This is a genomic window from Paenibacillus lentimorbus NRRL B-30488, assembly GCF_000411595.1.
Classification (GTDB): Bacteria; Bacillota; Bacilli; order Bacillales; family Bacillaceae; genus Bacillus; species Bacillus velezensis.
Genome location: NZ_ANAT01000005.1, coordinates 295,844 through 310,696 on the forward strand (window position 1 = coordinate 295,844; position 14,853 = coordinate 310,696).

At 47.5% G+C, this 14,853-nt stretch carries 9 protein-coding genes and 4 pseudogenes; 4 read left to right on the forward strand and 9 right to left on the reverse strand.

Going from position 1 to position 14,853, the window contains the following annotated elements:
* Positions 1-22: 22 nt before the first annotated feature.
* The 3 genes and pseudogenes from iolC to iolA all read right to left on the reverse strand — a co-directional run bounded on the left by iolC (position 23) and on the right by iolA (position 3,395).
* Positions 23-1,014 (reverse strand): annotated as a pseudogene (gene iolC, locus D368_RS02360) (5-dehydro-2-deoxygluconokinase).
* 23 nt (positions 1,015-1,037) lie between these two features.
* Positions 1,038-1,853, reverse strand: coding sequence for a 5-deoxy-glucuronate isomerase (iolB, locus tag D368_RS02365; RefSeq protein WP_128574522.1), 816 nt, complete (start codon positions 1,851-1,853; stop codon positions 1,038-1,040).
* A gap of 73 nt (positions 1,854-1,926) precedes the next feature.
* Positions 1,927-3,395, reverse strand: a pseudogene (gene iolA, locus D368_RS02370) (methylmalonate-semialdehyde dehydrogenase).
* A gap of 437 nt (positions 3,396-3,832) precedes the next feature.
* Here iolA and D368_RS02375 point away from each other — a divergent pair.
* The 3 genes from D368_RS02375 to D368_RS02385 all read left to right on the forward strand — a co-directional run bounded on the left by D368_RS02375 (position 3,833) and on the right by D368_RS02385 (position 7,105).
* On the forward strand, positions 3,833-4,588 hold the full coding sequence (locus D368_RS02375; RefSeq protein WP_004393223.1) for a DeoR/GlpR family DNA-binding transcription regulator: 756 nt from the start codon (positions 3,833-3,835) through the stop codon (positions 4,586-4,588).
* A 77-nt stretch (positions 4,589-4,665) separates the two neighbouring features.
* Positions 4,666-5,598, forward strand: coding sequence for an aldo/keto reductase (locus tag D368_RS02380; protein ID WP_071392494.1), 933 nt, complete (start codon positions 4,666-4,668; stop codon positions 5,596-5,598).
* Between the two features lie 118 nt (positions 5,599-5,716).
* Positions 5,717-7,105, forward strand: coding sequence for a sugar porter family MFS transporter (locus tag D368_RS02385; protein ID WP_065180357.1), 1,389 nt, complete (start codon positions 5,717-5,719; stop codon positions 7,103-7,105).
* Between the two features lie 42 nt (positions 7,106-7,147).
* On the opposite strand, the pseudogene htpG reads toward D368_RS02385, so the two are convergent.
* Together htpG and D368_RS02395 are read right to left on the reverse strand one after the other, a co-directional pair.
* Positions 7,148-8,982, reverse strand: a pseudogene (gene htpG, locus D368_RS02390) (molecular chaperone HtpG).
* 215 nt (positions 8,983-9,197) lie between these two features.
* Complete coding sequence (locus D368_RS02395) at positions 9,198-9,446, reverse strand: hypothetical protein (protein WP_041482137.1); 249 nt, start codon at positions 9,444-9,446, stop codon at positions 9,198-9,200.
* 128 nt (positions 9,447-9,574) lie between these two features.
* On the opposite strand from D368_RS02395, the gene D368_RS02400 reads away from it, so the two are divergent.
* A complete protein-coding gene (locus tag D368_RS02400; RefSeq protein ID WP_071392495.1) occupies positions 9,575-10,396 on the forward strand; it encodes an SDR family oxidoreductase in 822 nt (273 codons plus the stop codon).
* A 56-nt stretch (positions 10,397-10,452) separates the two neighbouring features.
* Here D368_RS02400 and D368_RS02405 read toward each other — a convergent pair whose 3' ends face one another.
* The 4 genes and pseudogenes from D368_RS02405 to D368_RS02425 all read right to left on the reverse strand — a co-directional run bounded on the left by D368_RS02405 (position 10,453) and on the right by D368_RS02425 (position 14,738).
* Positions 10,453-11,052 carry a response regulator transcription factor gene (locus D368_RS02405; RefSeq protein ID WP_007407848.1) on the reverse strand — a complete coding sequence of 200 codons (600 nt, stop codon included), beginning with the start codon at positions 11,050-11,052 and terminating at the stop codon, positions 10,453-10,455.
* Positions 11,049-12,185, reverse strand: coding sequence for a sensor histidine kinase (locus D368_RS02410; RefSeq protein ID WP_004393210.1), 1,137 nt, complete (start codon positions 12,183-12,185; stop codon positions 11,049-11,051). Before D368_RS02410 ends, D368_RS02405 begins: the two co-directional genes overlap by 4 nt.
* 122 nt (positions 12,186-12,307) lie before the next feature.
* Positions 12,308-13,358: pseudogene (desA, locus tag D368_RS02415) on the reverse strand (Delta(5) desaturase DesA).
* A gap of 222 nt (positions 13,359-13,580) precedes the next feature.
* Positions 13,581-14,738, reverse strand: coding sequence for a TetR/AcrR family transcriptional regulator (locus tag D368_RS02425; RefSeq protein WP_015418578.1), 1,158 nt, complete (start codon positions 14,736-14,738; stop codon positions 13,581-13,583).
* Positions 14,739-14,853 lie beyond the last annotated feature (115 nt).

A 14,853-nucleotide genomic window follows, 5' to 3' on the forward strand; every position in this document is an offset into this window, starting at 1 on the left:
ACGATCCCACCTTTTATACGTTCTATTTACCGTTAAGACTGTGCTGCGCTTCAATCAGTTCGATGATTTCACCGGCAGCCGGCATTGCTTCTGAGGAGCTGTGTTTGCTGACGACGATGGAAGCGGAAGCGCTCCCGTATTTTAAAGCCGTTTCAATATCCCGGCCGCTGACCAGTCCGTAGATGAAGGCTGACGCATAGGAATCACCCGCTCCGAAGGTCTTCAGCACCTTTGTTTTATAGGCGTGCGCCCGGAAAACTTCCCCCGATCTGCTGTATGCGTATGATCCGTCAACGCCGTGCTTAATGACGACAAGGTCGGCGGAGTGCGCAAACAAATGGCGGACGGTTTCATCGTTATTTCCGCCGCTGCGGTTTTCCATTACGTCAAATTCGTCACGCGTACCGATGACGATATCGGATTGTTCCGCCGCCAGCGTGTAGTACACGGCTGTTTCTTCTGCCGATTGCCATGTATACGGACGGTAGTCGAGCTCAAACACGACTTTTACGTCATGTTTTTTGCGATTTGCACCGCTTTTAAGACGGCTTCGCGCGACGGGCTTTTCGCAAGCGCCGTACCTGATACGAGCAGCATTTTCGCGTTTGCGATGTAGCCTTCATTGACTTCGGACGGCTCTAGATACAAATCCGCCACGTCATCCCGGTACATCAGAATGCTGCACTCTTCGGGACTGAGAATTTCCGTAAAAGCGAGCCCCGCTTTGCGCCCTTCTCTGTCAACGGTCATTTGTGACGTATCAACGCCCTTTTCCTGCATATAAGAAACGATAAATCTGCCGTGCTGGTCATCCGGGATTTTGCCGATAAAACCGGCTTTTAATCCGAGCTTGGCGCTGCCGATCGCAATATTTGCCGGGGAGCCGCCGACATATTTAGAAAACGTCATCGTTTCTTCCATCGGCCGGTTGTATTCCGCCGCGTTCAAATCAATACACGCGCGTCCGATCGCGACAATATCAAACTCTTTTTCTTCATTAAACGTATATTTCATCGTTATCTGCCACTCCTCACTTGTCAGCGTTCCAGAATCCATTCATGGTCCGGATCATTATGAAACTTCCATTTTCGTGTCGGTCCCGCCATTACATTCAGGTAGTAAGAGGTATACCCGTCCGGAACACCAACCGGGTGATAGCCCGCCGGCACGATGACAACGTTTTCATTTTCTGCGGTCATCGTCTCGTCAATCGAGCGGTCGTCCGTGTACACACGCTGGAAGACAAATCCCTGCGGCGGGTCCGTTTCATGGTAATAGGTTTCTTCTAAAAAGGATTCAGCCGGCAGATTGTCTTGGTCATGTTTATGAGGCGGGTAGCTCGACCAGTTGCCGCTGTCCGTGTAAACTTCAACAACGAGAAGGCTGTTTGCCGATGGATCTGAATCGGGGAGAATGTTATGAACGGTTCGTTTGTTTGCCAGCTTGCCGCGATGTTCCACACCGTTGTCTTCCGCTTTAATCAGCTTTGTCGGAAGCTGGTGTTCGGACGGAGAGTAGCACAGCGCGACCCTCGCCCCGCTGACGGCTGTGATTCCAAAAGAGCGGTCATTGGACACATAAACGCTGTCCGTCGGTTTTCTATCAAATACGCTTTCACGGGTGCCGATGCTTTCAAATGTCTGATCATAATCAGTGACGGTAACTTTTCCCGTTACCGCAACGATGCAGCACTCCGTCTTTTTCAAATCTTCTGTATATGTTGAGCCGGAAGCGAGATCAACGACTTTAAATCCGACATATTTGAGGTCTGAATTGGCTGAAGTGACGTCATGTATGATGGTCACACCTTGAGAAATCTCATCGGCCTGCGGTTTGCGCAGCAAATGACTCATGTTTATTCCTCCTTAATGGATGGTAAAAGAAAACCCGGACGGAATCACAAAGCCGTCCGGGCCGGCTGTCTGATCAATTGAAGTCAGGAGACGGGTATCGTGCCGTCACGACTTTTTTACGTGTATAGAAGTCGACGCTGTCTTTTCCGTTTGCGTGCAATGTGCCGAAGAAAGAAGACTTCCAGCCCGAGAACGGGAAGAATGCCATCGGCGCCGGGACGCCAAGGTTGATGCCGAGCATTCCCGCGTCAATATTCTCACGGAAGTAGCGGATCGCGTTCGCATTTGACGTGAACAGGCAGGCGCCGTTCGCAAATTCAGACTGGTTGGCGATGTCAACCGCTTCTTTTAAATTTTTCACACGCATGACCGACAGAACGGGCGCAAAGATCTCATCTTTCCAGATCGTCATATCCGTCGTCACGTTGTCAAAAATCGTCGGTCCGACGAAATAGCCGTCTTCCGTTACATGTTCACGGCCGTCACAAAGCAGTTTCGCTCCTTCTTCGATGCCTTTTTCAATATAGCTGTGCGTGCGGTTTTTGTTGTCCTCGCGGATGACCGGTCCCAAAAATACGCCGTCATCCAGTCCGTTTCCGATCTTGATGTCCGCTGCTTTTTCCTGTAATTTCGCCATAAACTCATCGGCGATTCCCTCTTCAACCGTCACGACCGCGCATGCCATGCAGCGCTCTCCTGCCGAACCGAATGCCGCGCCGATAATGTTTGTGACCGTATCTTCAAGGTGGGCGTCATTTAACACGATCGTATGGTTTTTTGCGCCCGTTAACGCCTGCACGCGTTTCAAATGTTCGCTGCCTTTTTTGAAAACATACTCGCCGACAGGTTTTGAACCGACGAATGAGATGGCTTTAATCTCCGGATGCTCAAGAATGCCGTTTACGACGTCATGCGCGCCGTGCACGACATTGAAGACACCCTTCGGCAGACCGGCCTGTTCAAACAGCTCTGCCAGTTTTTCCGTTAACAGCGGCGTGCGCTCAGAAGGCTTCAGAATGAAAGTGTTTCCTAACGAAATCGCCATCGGAAACATCCAGCACGGGACCATCATCGGGAAGTTGAACGGTGCGATACCGCCGACCACCCCGATCGGATAGCGGTAATTCGCCGCCTCTACATCCGTCGCGATAGAGGCAAGTGAATCGCCCATCATGAGTGACGGCGCTCCCGCTGCGAATTCGACGTTTTCAATTCCGCGTCCCACTTCACCGAGTGCTTCTGTCGTGTTTTACCGTTTTCCAAAGTGATCAGACGGGCAAGCTCTTCTTTGTTCTGCTGGAGAAGCTGCTGATAGTTAAATAGAATTCTCGCACGGCGCGGCACCGCCGTCTTCGACCATGTTTTAAACGCTTCTGACGCTGAGCGGACGGCGTATTCCACATCCTCCCGTGTAGAAATCGGAACCTGGCACATCACTTCTTTTGTCGCCGGATTGACAACGTCTTCATATTGATCTGTCTTACTTTCAACCCATTCACCATTGATGTAGTTTTTCAGTTTTCTGATCTCTGCCATTCTCATTGCCTCCTTAAATAGTAAACATCCTGTCAGCTGGATAATAACGGATGAATATATTCATCTTTTTCATATAAAAGACATGAATTAAACGCTTACAAATGCTAAAATGATGGTGACTCCCAATCTTTTCATGTAAAAGTTGGTCATGTGCCGGATAAAGCAAACGGTTACATCTTTCACTTTTGATTTTACAGGTTATATTTTGGTCATTTCTTGGTTACATTGTAAGCCCAACACACCTTCAAGTCAATCTAAAAAATCAAAATTTTTTCATTATTTTTATCGTACTTTTTTTGAGCGGGAAAACAGGAACTTGGAGAACCGTGTCGAATCGTACGGTGGGAACCCTCTTTTTTATCATTTGTTAAGTAACTATTGATTAACTCTTGGTGTTTATTATATATTTTAATTACTTTAAGAATTCTAGAAGGAGTTTTTTTATGAAACTGATGCGGATTCAGGAGATGGAAGAATACATTCTCAAACACGGAGCCACTTCGCTGGATGAGCTGTGCGAGGTATTCAACGTCTCTAAAAACACGGTCAGACGCGATATTAATAAGCTTGCGGAAAAAGGGGTGATCAAAAAGGTGTACGGCGGCGTGACGTCAGCAGAAAAATCTGTGCTCGTCCCTTTTGAGAACCGCACCATTCAACATCAGGATGAAAAAATCAAAATCGCCCGCTATGCGTCGCGGTTTATCGAGGATCACGATCTTGTATTTATTGATTCCGGCACGACGACCAAATCGATGCTGGAGACGCTTGATCCGGATAAGAATGTAACGGTGTTGACGAACAGCCTTGATATTATTAACGCCGCTTCATCCATGAAAAATATCGACCTGATCATCATCGGCAATAACTACAAGCGGAAGACAAGGTCGTTTGTCGGCATTGATGATCCGAGCACACTCAATAAATACAACATTAACAAGGCGTTCATGTCCGCTACAGGGACAACGATCACCCACGGCCTGACGAATTCCGACTTACTGGAATACGAGGTGAAAAAGAAAATTTCCGAAAAGGCGAACGAAGTGTATCTGCTCGCGGATCATTCCAAATTCGGCAAATCCACGCTTTTGACATACGCGCCTTTCGACCGGCTTCACAGCATTGTCACTTCTCAGCAGCTCGATGAGGAATATACGAAGTATTGCCAAGAGCACCAAATCGACATTCACTTGGCATAGCGTTATAGTTAATAGAGAACGCTGCCGTATTTTTCCGGCAGGCGCTATGATATCCAATTTTTTCAGGGGGCGAAAACATGAGCAAAGTAACAATCGGCAAAACTGACCTAAAGGTATTTCCGATCGGTTTGGGAACAAATGCGGTCGGCGGACACAATCTCTATCCGAATCTGAATGAAGAGACGGGAAAAGAATTGGTCCGGGAAGCGATTAAAAGCGGCGTTACCATGTTAGATACTGCCTATATTTACGGTGTGGGCCGTTCTGAAGAATTGATCGGCGAGGTGCTGAAAGAATATAACCGCGAGGATGTCTTCATCGCCACAAAAGCCGCTCACAGAAAAGAAGGCAATGACTTTGTTTTCGACAACTCACCGGCCTTTTTGAAACAATCGGTCGAAGACAGCCTGAAACGCCTGCAGACGGATTACATCGATTTATTCTACATCCATTTCCCGGATGAGCATACACCGAAGGACGAAGCCGTTCAAGCATTGAATGAGCTGAAAAAAGAAGGAAAAATCCGTTCCATCGGCGTATCCAATTTCTCTTTGGAGCAGCTGAAAGAAGCCAATAAAGACGGCTTAGTCGACGTGGTTCAAGAAGAATACAACCTGCTGAACCGTGAGGCGGAAAAGACTTTCTTCCCTTATACAACAGAACACGGCATCTCATTCATTCCGTACTTCCCGCTCGTATCCGGACTGCTGGCCGGCAAATACGACGAGAACACAACCTTCCCGGAAGGCGACCTGCGCAATGATCAGGCGCATTTCCAAGGGGAGCAGTTTAAAGAAAACATCAAAAAAGTCAACCAGCTCAAACCGATTGCCGAAAAGCACAACGCCGATACGGCGCATATCGTGCTTGCCTGGTACTTGGCGAGACCTGAAATCGATATCCTGATTCCGGGCGCCAAACGCGCGGATCAATTAAAAGACAACGTGAAAGCAGCCTCCATTACGCTATCTGCTGAAGAAATCGCGTTTATTGATAAGCTGTTTTCCTAAGAAAAAACACGCCTTTTTGAAAGGGCGTGTTTTTTTATGTTTATATTTTTCTCTTCGGGGAATGAAATAGTTATCTAAATAAACTATTATGCGTTCCAAAAGATGAGGAGGATCATCTGTGAAGAAAAACACCAAAAAATACCTGATTTACTTTTTCGGAGCATTGGGCGGGCTGCTTTACGGCTATGACACCGGTGTGATTTCAGGGGCTTTGTTATTTATTAACAATGATATTCCTTTAAACACGCTGACCGAGGGATTGGTCGTCAGCATGCTGCTGCTCGGTGCGATTTTCGGGTCCGCCTTAAGCGGGACATGCTCTGACCGATGGGGCCGGAGAAAAGTGGTTTTCGTCCTTTCACTCATTTTTATTATCGGCGCGCTTGCCTGTGCGGCTTCGCAAACCGTCACTATGCTGATTATCTCCCGTGTCATTCTCGGGTTAGCCGTCGGAGGCTCAACGGCGCTGGTTCCCGTTTATCTATCTGAGATGGCGCCGACAAAAATACGCGGAACGCTCGGCACATTGAATAACTTAATGATTGTGACCGGAATTTTACTCGCATATATTGTGAATTACATATTCACCCCGTTTGAAGCTTGGCGCTGGATGGTCGGTCTCGCGGCAGTACCGGCGGCGCTTTTATTAATCGGAATCGCGTTTATGCCGGAATCTCCGAGATGGCTCGTCAAACGCGGCCGTGAGCAGGAAGCCAGACAAGTCATGGAAATGACGCACGACAAAGAGGATATCGCCGTTGAATTGGCGGAAATGAAACAAGGAGAAGCTGAGAAAAAAGAATCTACGCTCGGCTTGCTGAAAGCAAAATGGATCCGCCCTATGCTGCTGATCGGGATCGGCCTCGCCATCTTCCAGCAGGCGGTCGGGATCAACACCGTGATTTACTATGCGCCGACCATCTTTACGAAGGCCGGACTCGGCACTTCGGCGTCCGTTCTCGGCACGATGGGCATCGGTGTCTTAAACGTCATCATGTGTATCACCGCCATGATCTTAATTGACCGGATCGGCCGGAAAAAACTGCTGATGTGGGGAAGTGTCGGCATTACCTTGAGCCTGGCGTCACTATCAGCCATTCTCCTTCTGGCCGGCCTGTCAGCTTCAACAGCTTGGCTGACCGTGCTGTTTCTCGGAATCTATATCGTCTTTTACCAGGCGACATGGGGTCCCGTCGTATGGGTCCTGATGCCGGAGCTGTTCCCGTCAAACGCACGCGGAGCCGCAACCGGATTTACGACATTGATTCTGTCGGCAACAAACCTGGTCGTTTCGCTGGTATTCCCGCTTATGCTGAGCGCCATGGGCATCGGCTGGGTATTCGGAATATTCTCAGTCATCTGCCTTACATCCTTTTTCTTCGCCGCTTACATCGTTCCTGAAACGAAGGGCAGAAGTTTAGAAGAAATCGAAACGCACTTGAAAAAACGGTTCTCCTTAAAGAAGCGCAGCAAACAAAATCAAATTCTTAAACAGCGCACACTGTAATCAAAAAAGGAATCGCCCCCGCTGGGCGATTCCTTTTTGGCGTCATACCATAACTTTGCAGATGTCATTCGTAAACTCGACCGGATCATGGATCGGCAGCCCTTCAATCAGAAGCGCCTGATTGTACAGCAGGTTTGTGTATAAAGCAAGCTTTTCCCGATCTTGTCCGTGCGCGTTCTTTAACGTCTCAAACACCTCGTGATTCGGGTTGATTTCCAGCACTTTTTCCGCTTTGACCTGCTGGCTGTCAGGCATGGCGTTTAACACTTTCTCCATTTCGATCGTCACTTCGCCGTCTGTCGCAAAGCAGACCGGATGAGATTTTAAGCGTTTTGAGGCTCTGACATTCTTGACTTTATCCGCAAGAATCTCTTTCATGCTTTCGAACAGGTCTTTATATTCGTTTTCTTCGGCTTCAGTCTGCTTATCATCTTCGTCACTGTCGATGCCTAAGTCGGCGCTTGAGACGGATTTGAACTCTTTTTCCTCGTAGCTTGTCAGCATTTTGATCGCGAATTCATCAATATCTTCCGTGAAATATAAAATTTCGTAGCCTTTGTCCGCCACCATTTCAGTTTGCGGCAGCTTTTCAATCCGCTCATATGAATCGCCGGACGCGTAATAGATATATTTTTGATCCTCAGGCATTCTGGACACATATTCGTCCAGAGTGACGAGCTTTTTCTCCTTAGATGAATAGAAGAGAAGCAGATCTTTTAAAACGTCTTTATTCGCGCCGAAATCATTATAGACGCCGAATTTCAGCTGTCTGCCGAAAGATTCATAGAAAGATTCGTATTTTTCTCTTTTGTTCTTCAGCAGGCTCTTCAGCTCGGCTTTGATTTTTTTATTGATGTTTTTCGCAATCAGCTTCAGCTGGCGGTCGTGCTGCAGCATCTCTCTGGAAATGTTCAGCGACAGATCCTCAGAATCCACCATGCCTTTTACAAAGCTGAAATGATCCGGAAGCAGGTCGGCGCATTTGTCCATGATCAGCACGCCGTTGGAATACAGCTCCAATCCTTTTTCGAATTCCTTCGTATAATAGTCAAACGGCATGTTTTCCGGAATAAACAAAATCGAATTGTAGCGCACCGCTCCATCGACGCTGATATGCACATGGGTCAGCGGTTTATCAAAACCGTAATGCTTCTCGGCGTAAAAAGCCTCGTAATCCTCATCCGTCAGCTCGCTTTTGTTTTTCTCCAGATCGGCACCATGCTGTTGACCGTCTGTTCTTCCTGAACTTCTTCAAATTCGTTCTCGCTGCCCTCTTTCGGCTTGTTGACCGTCTCTTCCATTTTGATCGGGTAGCGGATAAAATCAGAGTACTTTTTCACGATCGCTTTGATGCGGTAGTTTTCTAAAAACTCATCATAGCTTTCATCTTCTGTGTTTTCTTTTATTTTCAGGGTGATTTCCGTACCGACGGTTTCCTTGTCACACGGCGCGATCGTGTAGCCGGCGGCCCCTTCCGACTCCCATACATACGCCTCGTCACTGCCGAGCGCCTTACTTTTCACCGTGACTTTATCAGCCACCATAAACGCCGCATAAAACCCGACGCCGAACTGGCCGATAATGTCATGGCCGTCTTTCGAGTCATTTTCTTGCTTGAAAGCGAGTGAACCGCTTTTCGCAATCGTGCCGAGATGCTGTTCAAGCTCGTCTTTTGTCATCCCGATACCGGTATCTGTGACGGTGAGCGTTCTCGCTTCTTTATCCGCCGTCACTTTTATGTAGTAATTGTCTTGATCAAACGTTAATGAATCATCGGTTAACGCCTTGTAATAGATTTTGTCAATCGCATCGCTCGCGTTGGAAATTAACTCGCGGAGAAAAATTTCCTTCTGCGTGTAAATGGAGTTAATCATCATGTCCAGCAATCGCTTGGATTCTGCTTTAAACTTTTTTTCCGCACTTCAGATCTCTCCTTTAATTATGCTTTGATGTTATGTAAAATCTTTTCAGCATCTATTTATCATATACAGTGACAATTGTCAACTAGGATTAGCAGATGCATATATTGTAAATTTAACATGTTAATGGATTCATTTCACCCATTTTATCAATAAAAAAGAGAGAATGTTGATCATCCTCTCCTCTCTGCTTCTTTCCGGCGGCCGAATTCCTTCTTCATCCATATGTATGACGGGTAGAAAAACAAACTAAATAAGATAAGAGATCCCAAGTTTCGCAAAGACTCGTGCAGAACATTTCTTACAGTGAGAGGAAACGTGATGTCCTGAAACAGAATAGAGATAACGGAGTAAATCACAAATCCCATAGGAACAATGGCATAACAATAAAACGCTATCTCCTTTTTATGCTGTATCTTCAAAATATGTAAACCCCCCAATGATGTATATACATAATATTAACATATTTAATAGGTATTTAGAAATAAACCTCCATATGTTTATCCCCCTATTCAGCGGGAACAGTTATAAAAAAAGGAGGAATCGCATTATGGGAAGATTAACAGACAAAACCGCAATCATCACAGGGGCCGCGACAGGCATCGGACAAGCGACGGCACGGGTTTTCGCCGATGAAGGCGCCCGCGTGATCTGCGGTGACATCAATGAAAGCGAACTGAATGAAACCGTCAGCGCCATCAGAAAAAACGGCGGAGAAGCAGAAGCCTTTCACCTTGATGTATCAGACGAAGAAAACATAAAGTCTTTTGCGGACGGCATTCAGCAAAAGTACGGAACAATTGATATTCTGTTTAACAATGCCGGTGTTGACCAAGAGGGCGGCAAAGTCCATGAATACCCGGTCGAGCTTTTTGACCGGATCATCGCCGTCGATCTGCGCGGCACATTTTTGTGCAGCAAATACCTGATTCCGCTCATGCTCGAAAAAGGAGGCTCCATCATCAACACCTCCTCCATGTCCGGCCGGGCCGCAGACCTTGACCGCTCCGGCTATAACGCCGCAAAAGGCGGAATCACGAACCTGACGAGAGCGATGGCCATTGATTACGCCAGAAGCGGAATCCGCGTCAATTCCTTATCGCCGGGCACAATTGAAACGCCGCTCATTGATAAATTGGCAGGCACGAAAGAAGACGAAATGGGCGAGGCGTTCCGTGAAGCCAACAAATGGGTCACGCCGCTCGGCCGGCTCGGAAAACCGGAAGAAATGGCGGCTGTCGCGCTCTTCCTCGCTTCAGACGACAGCTCTTACGTCACGGGAGAAGACATCACCGCAGACGGCGGCATCATGGCATACACTTGGCCGGGAAAAATGCTGATTGATAAGAAGTGGAAGGAAGAGACGGAGTGACGGCGAAAAAGAAACAAGCCAGTGCAAAAACACTGGCTGAACAAGCTGAGGGCGGGTTACTTAAACCAGCCCTTTTCCTTTGATCGGGTAATGGCTTCAATTCGATTTTTCACTTCTAGTTTATCCAGAATCATCGAAACGTAATTGCGGACTGTGCCGCTTTTGATGCTGAGGGCGTTTGCGATTTCTTTCGTGTTTTTTCCGTCTGCGACAAGCTCGAGCACCTCTTTTTCCCGTTCGGTCAGCGGGTTTTCTTCACTATAGATGTCCTCCATTAATTCAGGTGCATAGACGCGTCTCCCTTTCATGACGCTGCGGATGGCGCTGACGAGCTCATCGCTCGGGCTGTCCTTGAGCATGTACCCGCTGACGCCTGCTTTTAGCGCCCGCTGAAAATAGCCGGAGCGGGCAAAGGTCGTCAAAATGATGATTTTCACACCGCTGTCCTTGAGTTCTTCTGCCGCTTCAAGACCTGATTTCCCGGGCATTTCGATATCCATCAGGCAGATGTCGGGCGCATGTTTTTCCACGAAATCGATGGCATCCTGGCCGCTTGTGCCTTTGCCGACAACCGTCATATCCTCTTCTAAATTCAACAGCGAACCGAGTGCGCCGAGCAGCATTTGCTGATCCTCGGCAATGAAGATGTTGATCATCTGCTACCATCCTTTTCTTTTGATTTTGAATCATTCGGGATTCTCATGGTCAGCTTTGTTCCTGCGGCTGTATCGATGGCTAAACTGCCGTTTGCGAATTCAAGACGTTCCCTCATTCCAAGCAGGCCGTGCCCCTTTGAAAAAAAGCGGTCTTCTCTGCATTGAAAGCTGCCGTCGTCTTCTACCGTAATGACAACCTCTTTCCAAAGCTGCTGAATGGTGATGCGGCATACTTTGGCGCCGCTGTGTTTCACGACATTGGTGACGGCTTCTTTAATGCACATGCTGACGATGTTTTCATTCAGCAAAGAGATATGTTTGGGCGCTTCTTTTTCTTCATACACAAATTCAATTCCTGCCGCTTCAAGAATTTGCCGAACATTGCCGAGCTCATCCTTCAATCGGATGCCTTTCATCGATGAGACGATTTGTCTGACCTCATTTAAAGAGGTGCGGGCCGTCTGCTGCACGCTTTTCAGCTCAGCGCGGGCCTGTTCAGGGTCCTTATATATCAGCTTTCGGGCGAGGTCGCTTTTCAGTCCGATTAAGGAGAGCTTTTGTCCAAGTGTATCGTGAAGGTCCCGGGCGATACGCTGCCTTTCTTCCAGCTTCACAAGATCGGCAATTCGCTCATTTGCATATTCTAATTTCTCCTCAAGGCGCTCCCTTGCCTTTCTGCTTCGAATGCTGAGCGGAAGCAGGATGGCACTGATCAGTGTAATGACGATAAACGGAATTTGTGTCAAAAACCATTCTTTTTTCAGAACAAGGCTGAAGTTGACGGCAACCGCCGCACTGATGATATGAATGTAATATAAGATGTAAAATGGAACTTTGTCTCGGATATGGCCGATGAAGTAGGCGATAAAGAAGGCGAAATAAATATAACTGAACAGCATGGCTGAGCCGGTCGAAATGCCGATCAGAAGAAGCGCCCATAAGTAAAGCGGCCAGCCTTTTGCAACAAATGCAAAGCGGTATGCCCCAAAGAAAACGAGCGTAAAAATGATGCCGGCCACGATGACAAAGGTAGAAGAGCTTTTAAAAATAAAATAAAAAGGCAAGATGAAAAAAATCGTCCATATATAAGGAGAAATCCCGTTCAGTTTTTGAAATTTAAAATACTTCTTCATCTTTGTTCCACCTTCTGCTGCTTGTGTCTACCATCACTTTATCAAAACACCGCCTTCATTGCACCCTCACGCATGAAGAGAAGGCTCTTTCTGATAAGAGAAAGAGCCAGCTGTGCGCCGTATCAGGCATTTTTCTTTAAAGGTTCTTTCGGCACCGGATGGGGCGCCGGTGTTTTCCGCGCCTCCCGAAAGGTGACAAACTGCTTTTCGTCCTCATCCCACAGACGGAATTTCATGGATTCAAGACTTGTTTTAAGCGTAATGGTCGGTACGTTTTTTAAAGGCTCGTGTCCCTCATGAGCCGCTTCCAGCTTGTAGTTCGGCACTTTCGGGCTTAAGTGGTGGACATGATGGTAGCCGATATTGCCCGTCAGCCATTGCAAAAGCTTCGGCAGCTTGTAAAAGGAGCTTCCTTCTACCGCGGCCTGCACATAATCCCAATGCTCATCGGCTTCAAAATAAGAATCCTCAAACGTGTGCTGAACATAAAAGAGCCAGACGCCGATTGACCCCGAAATAAGGAAAATCGGACCCTGAACAAGCAAAAAGTTTTCCCAGCCGACAAGCAGGCACGTCGCAGCAGCCAATAAGACAATCGCCGCGTTCGTGAAATAGGTGTTCCAGCGCTCCTTGCGGCGGGCGCCTTTTACATTGAAACGGTTTTTAATCAGAAATACGTAAATCGGACCGAGAATAAACATAATAAACGGATTGCGATAAAGTCTGTAGCGTATTTTTGTCCAGGCTGACGCTTCGTTGTATTCCTTGACGGTCATCATCCAAATATCGCCGGTGCCCCGTTTATCTAAGTTGCTGCTTGTCGCATGATGAATGGAGTGGCTTCGCTGCCATTGAAGGAACGGAAACAGTGTCAGAACACCTGAAATAAACCCGAACAGCCGGTTCAGCTTCTTTTGTTTGAAAAAGGATTGATGGCAGCAGTCGTGGAAAATAATAAAGATTCTTGTCAAAAATCCCGCTGCTATAACAGTACAGGCGAGGGTCAGAAGATAGGAGATATTGAGGCTGAAGTAAGCAAGAAACCAAAGGGCAAAAAAATGGCACAAACGTGTTGAAAAGCTGAATGATACTATGCTTTGTATCGGCGCCGGAAAATGCGGCAACCTGCTTTTTTAAAGACGCTTGTTTTTGAGTTGCGGCGTGATTGATCATGAATGTCATGTCCCTTCTTTTTCATTATGATCCCAAGTATAACGGGGCGCCAGACGCTTTTGTAGTAGCAGCCATCATGCCCCGAATATGACATTTGTCATGTTTGGCGGCAGAATGCTGATCAGGCGCCATATGGAAGGTTTCTTTCATATCGGCACTTCTCAAAGAAAACAGCAAAAAAGAACCCGGCCTGTTTTCCGGCCGAGTTCTTTTTCATCATCCTCACAGCAAAATCACCCGATACTTCTTCACATCCAAAAACTGCAGAAACTCCCGGGCCAGCATATCCGGCGCGTGGTCTTTTCCTTCATGAAGACGATATTGAATCAGACCGACGAGCATGGACGCGACATAGTATGCATAGAGCTTTTTGCCCGCCTGAATGTGCAGAGGCTGATGAAGATAAAACGATTGCAGCGCTCTGAACATTTCCGGGATGACGTCAGGCACTTCGGAACCCTCTCTCAGAAAATGAACGAGCGGAAGGCCGTCCGACAGTGCCGAAAAGAGACGGACGAGCGCGGCTTCCGCTTCTTCCACGGAGCAGTCGGCAGGATCTCCTTTTACCGTCAATAATCCGATCAGATCCCGGCATGATTGATGGATGATCGTTTTCAGCAATGCTTCTTTGTTGGCGTAATGGTCATAAAAAGTGGCACGGCGGAGGTTGCTTTGACGGGCAATATCGGAAATCGTAATCGCCGCGTACTCTTTTTTTTCCGCCATTAAGCCGATCATGGCTTCTTGCAAGGCCTGCCTCGTTCGGGTCACCCGGCGGTCGGCGGGCTTTTTTTCTTCTTGTTCCGGCACCCGGCGGCCGAACAGCCAGTAAAACCGTTTTTGAGAAATCAAATCCCACACCTGTCCGCTGATTTCTTCCGGGGATGCCCCGGGCTCCTCATTCAGCCAGTACAACACAATGGCGTACGTGTATAACGCGCGGTAATGAATGTACATATCCTGTTCAGTCGGTGAGAAATCCGCATTGACCGGTGACAGCAGCACATCATGCCGGAACACATCTTTTAAAAAAGCATGAAAGTGAAAATACGGCATTTTATGACGGTCCATCATCGTTTGAAAAAACACCCGATGCCGGTCAACAAAAGACAGTGTCGGATGCACTTTTTGCCATCCGCCCTGTAAATGAAGCACATCTTTATTCTTCAGCGAATCATACAGCGCTTCGCTCAGCCCGTCTTTCATTTCTTCCTCTATATCCTCTAAAATCGCATATTTATCTTCGTAATAAAGGTACAGTGTCCCCCGGCTCACGTGCGCCCGTCCGGCGATGTCCTTCATGGTCACACGGCGGATATCCCGCTCTCCAAGCATGGCCAAAAGCGCTTGTTTGATGTCATTTGTCACAGAATCCGGCATAAGAGACACTCCTTTCATTAGACAGATCACGGCAATTTGTACGGTAACGTATAGATGCGTTTACGCTGTCTTTGCCGCAAAATCACATCACATTATAATAGGCCCTGAAGAAACA

Coding starts and splice junctions, on each gene's coding strand:
- D368_RS02410 (WP_004393210.1), bottom strand. CDS start 12,185: ATGAAGAAGTATTTTAAATTTCAAAAACTGAACGGGATTTCTCCTTAT.
- D368_RS02375 (WP_004393223.1), top strand. CDS start 3,833: ATGAAACTGATGCGGATTCAGGAGATGGAAGAATACATTCTCAAACAC.
- iolB (WP_128574522.1), bottom strand. CDS start 1,853: ATGAGTCATTTGCTGCGCAAACCGCAGGCCGATGAGATTTCTCAAGGT.
- D368_RS02405 (WP_007407848.1), bottom strand. CDS start 11,052: ATGATCAACATCTTCATTGCCGAGGATCAGCAAATGCTGCTCGGCGCA.
- D368_RS02425 (WP_015418578.1), bottom strand. CDS start 14,738: ATGCCGGATTCTGTGACAAATGACATCAAACAAGCGCTTTTGGCCATG.
- D368_RS02400 (WP_071392495.1), top strand. CDS start 9,575: ATGGGAAGATTAACAGACAAAACCGCAATCATCACAGGGGCCGCGACA.
- D368_RS02380 (WP_071392494.1), top strand. CDS start 4,666: ATGAGCAAAGTAACAATCGGCAAAACTGACCTAAAGGTATTTCCGATC.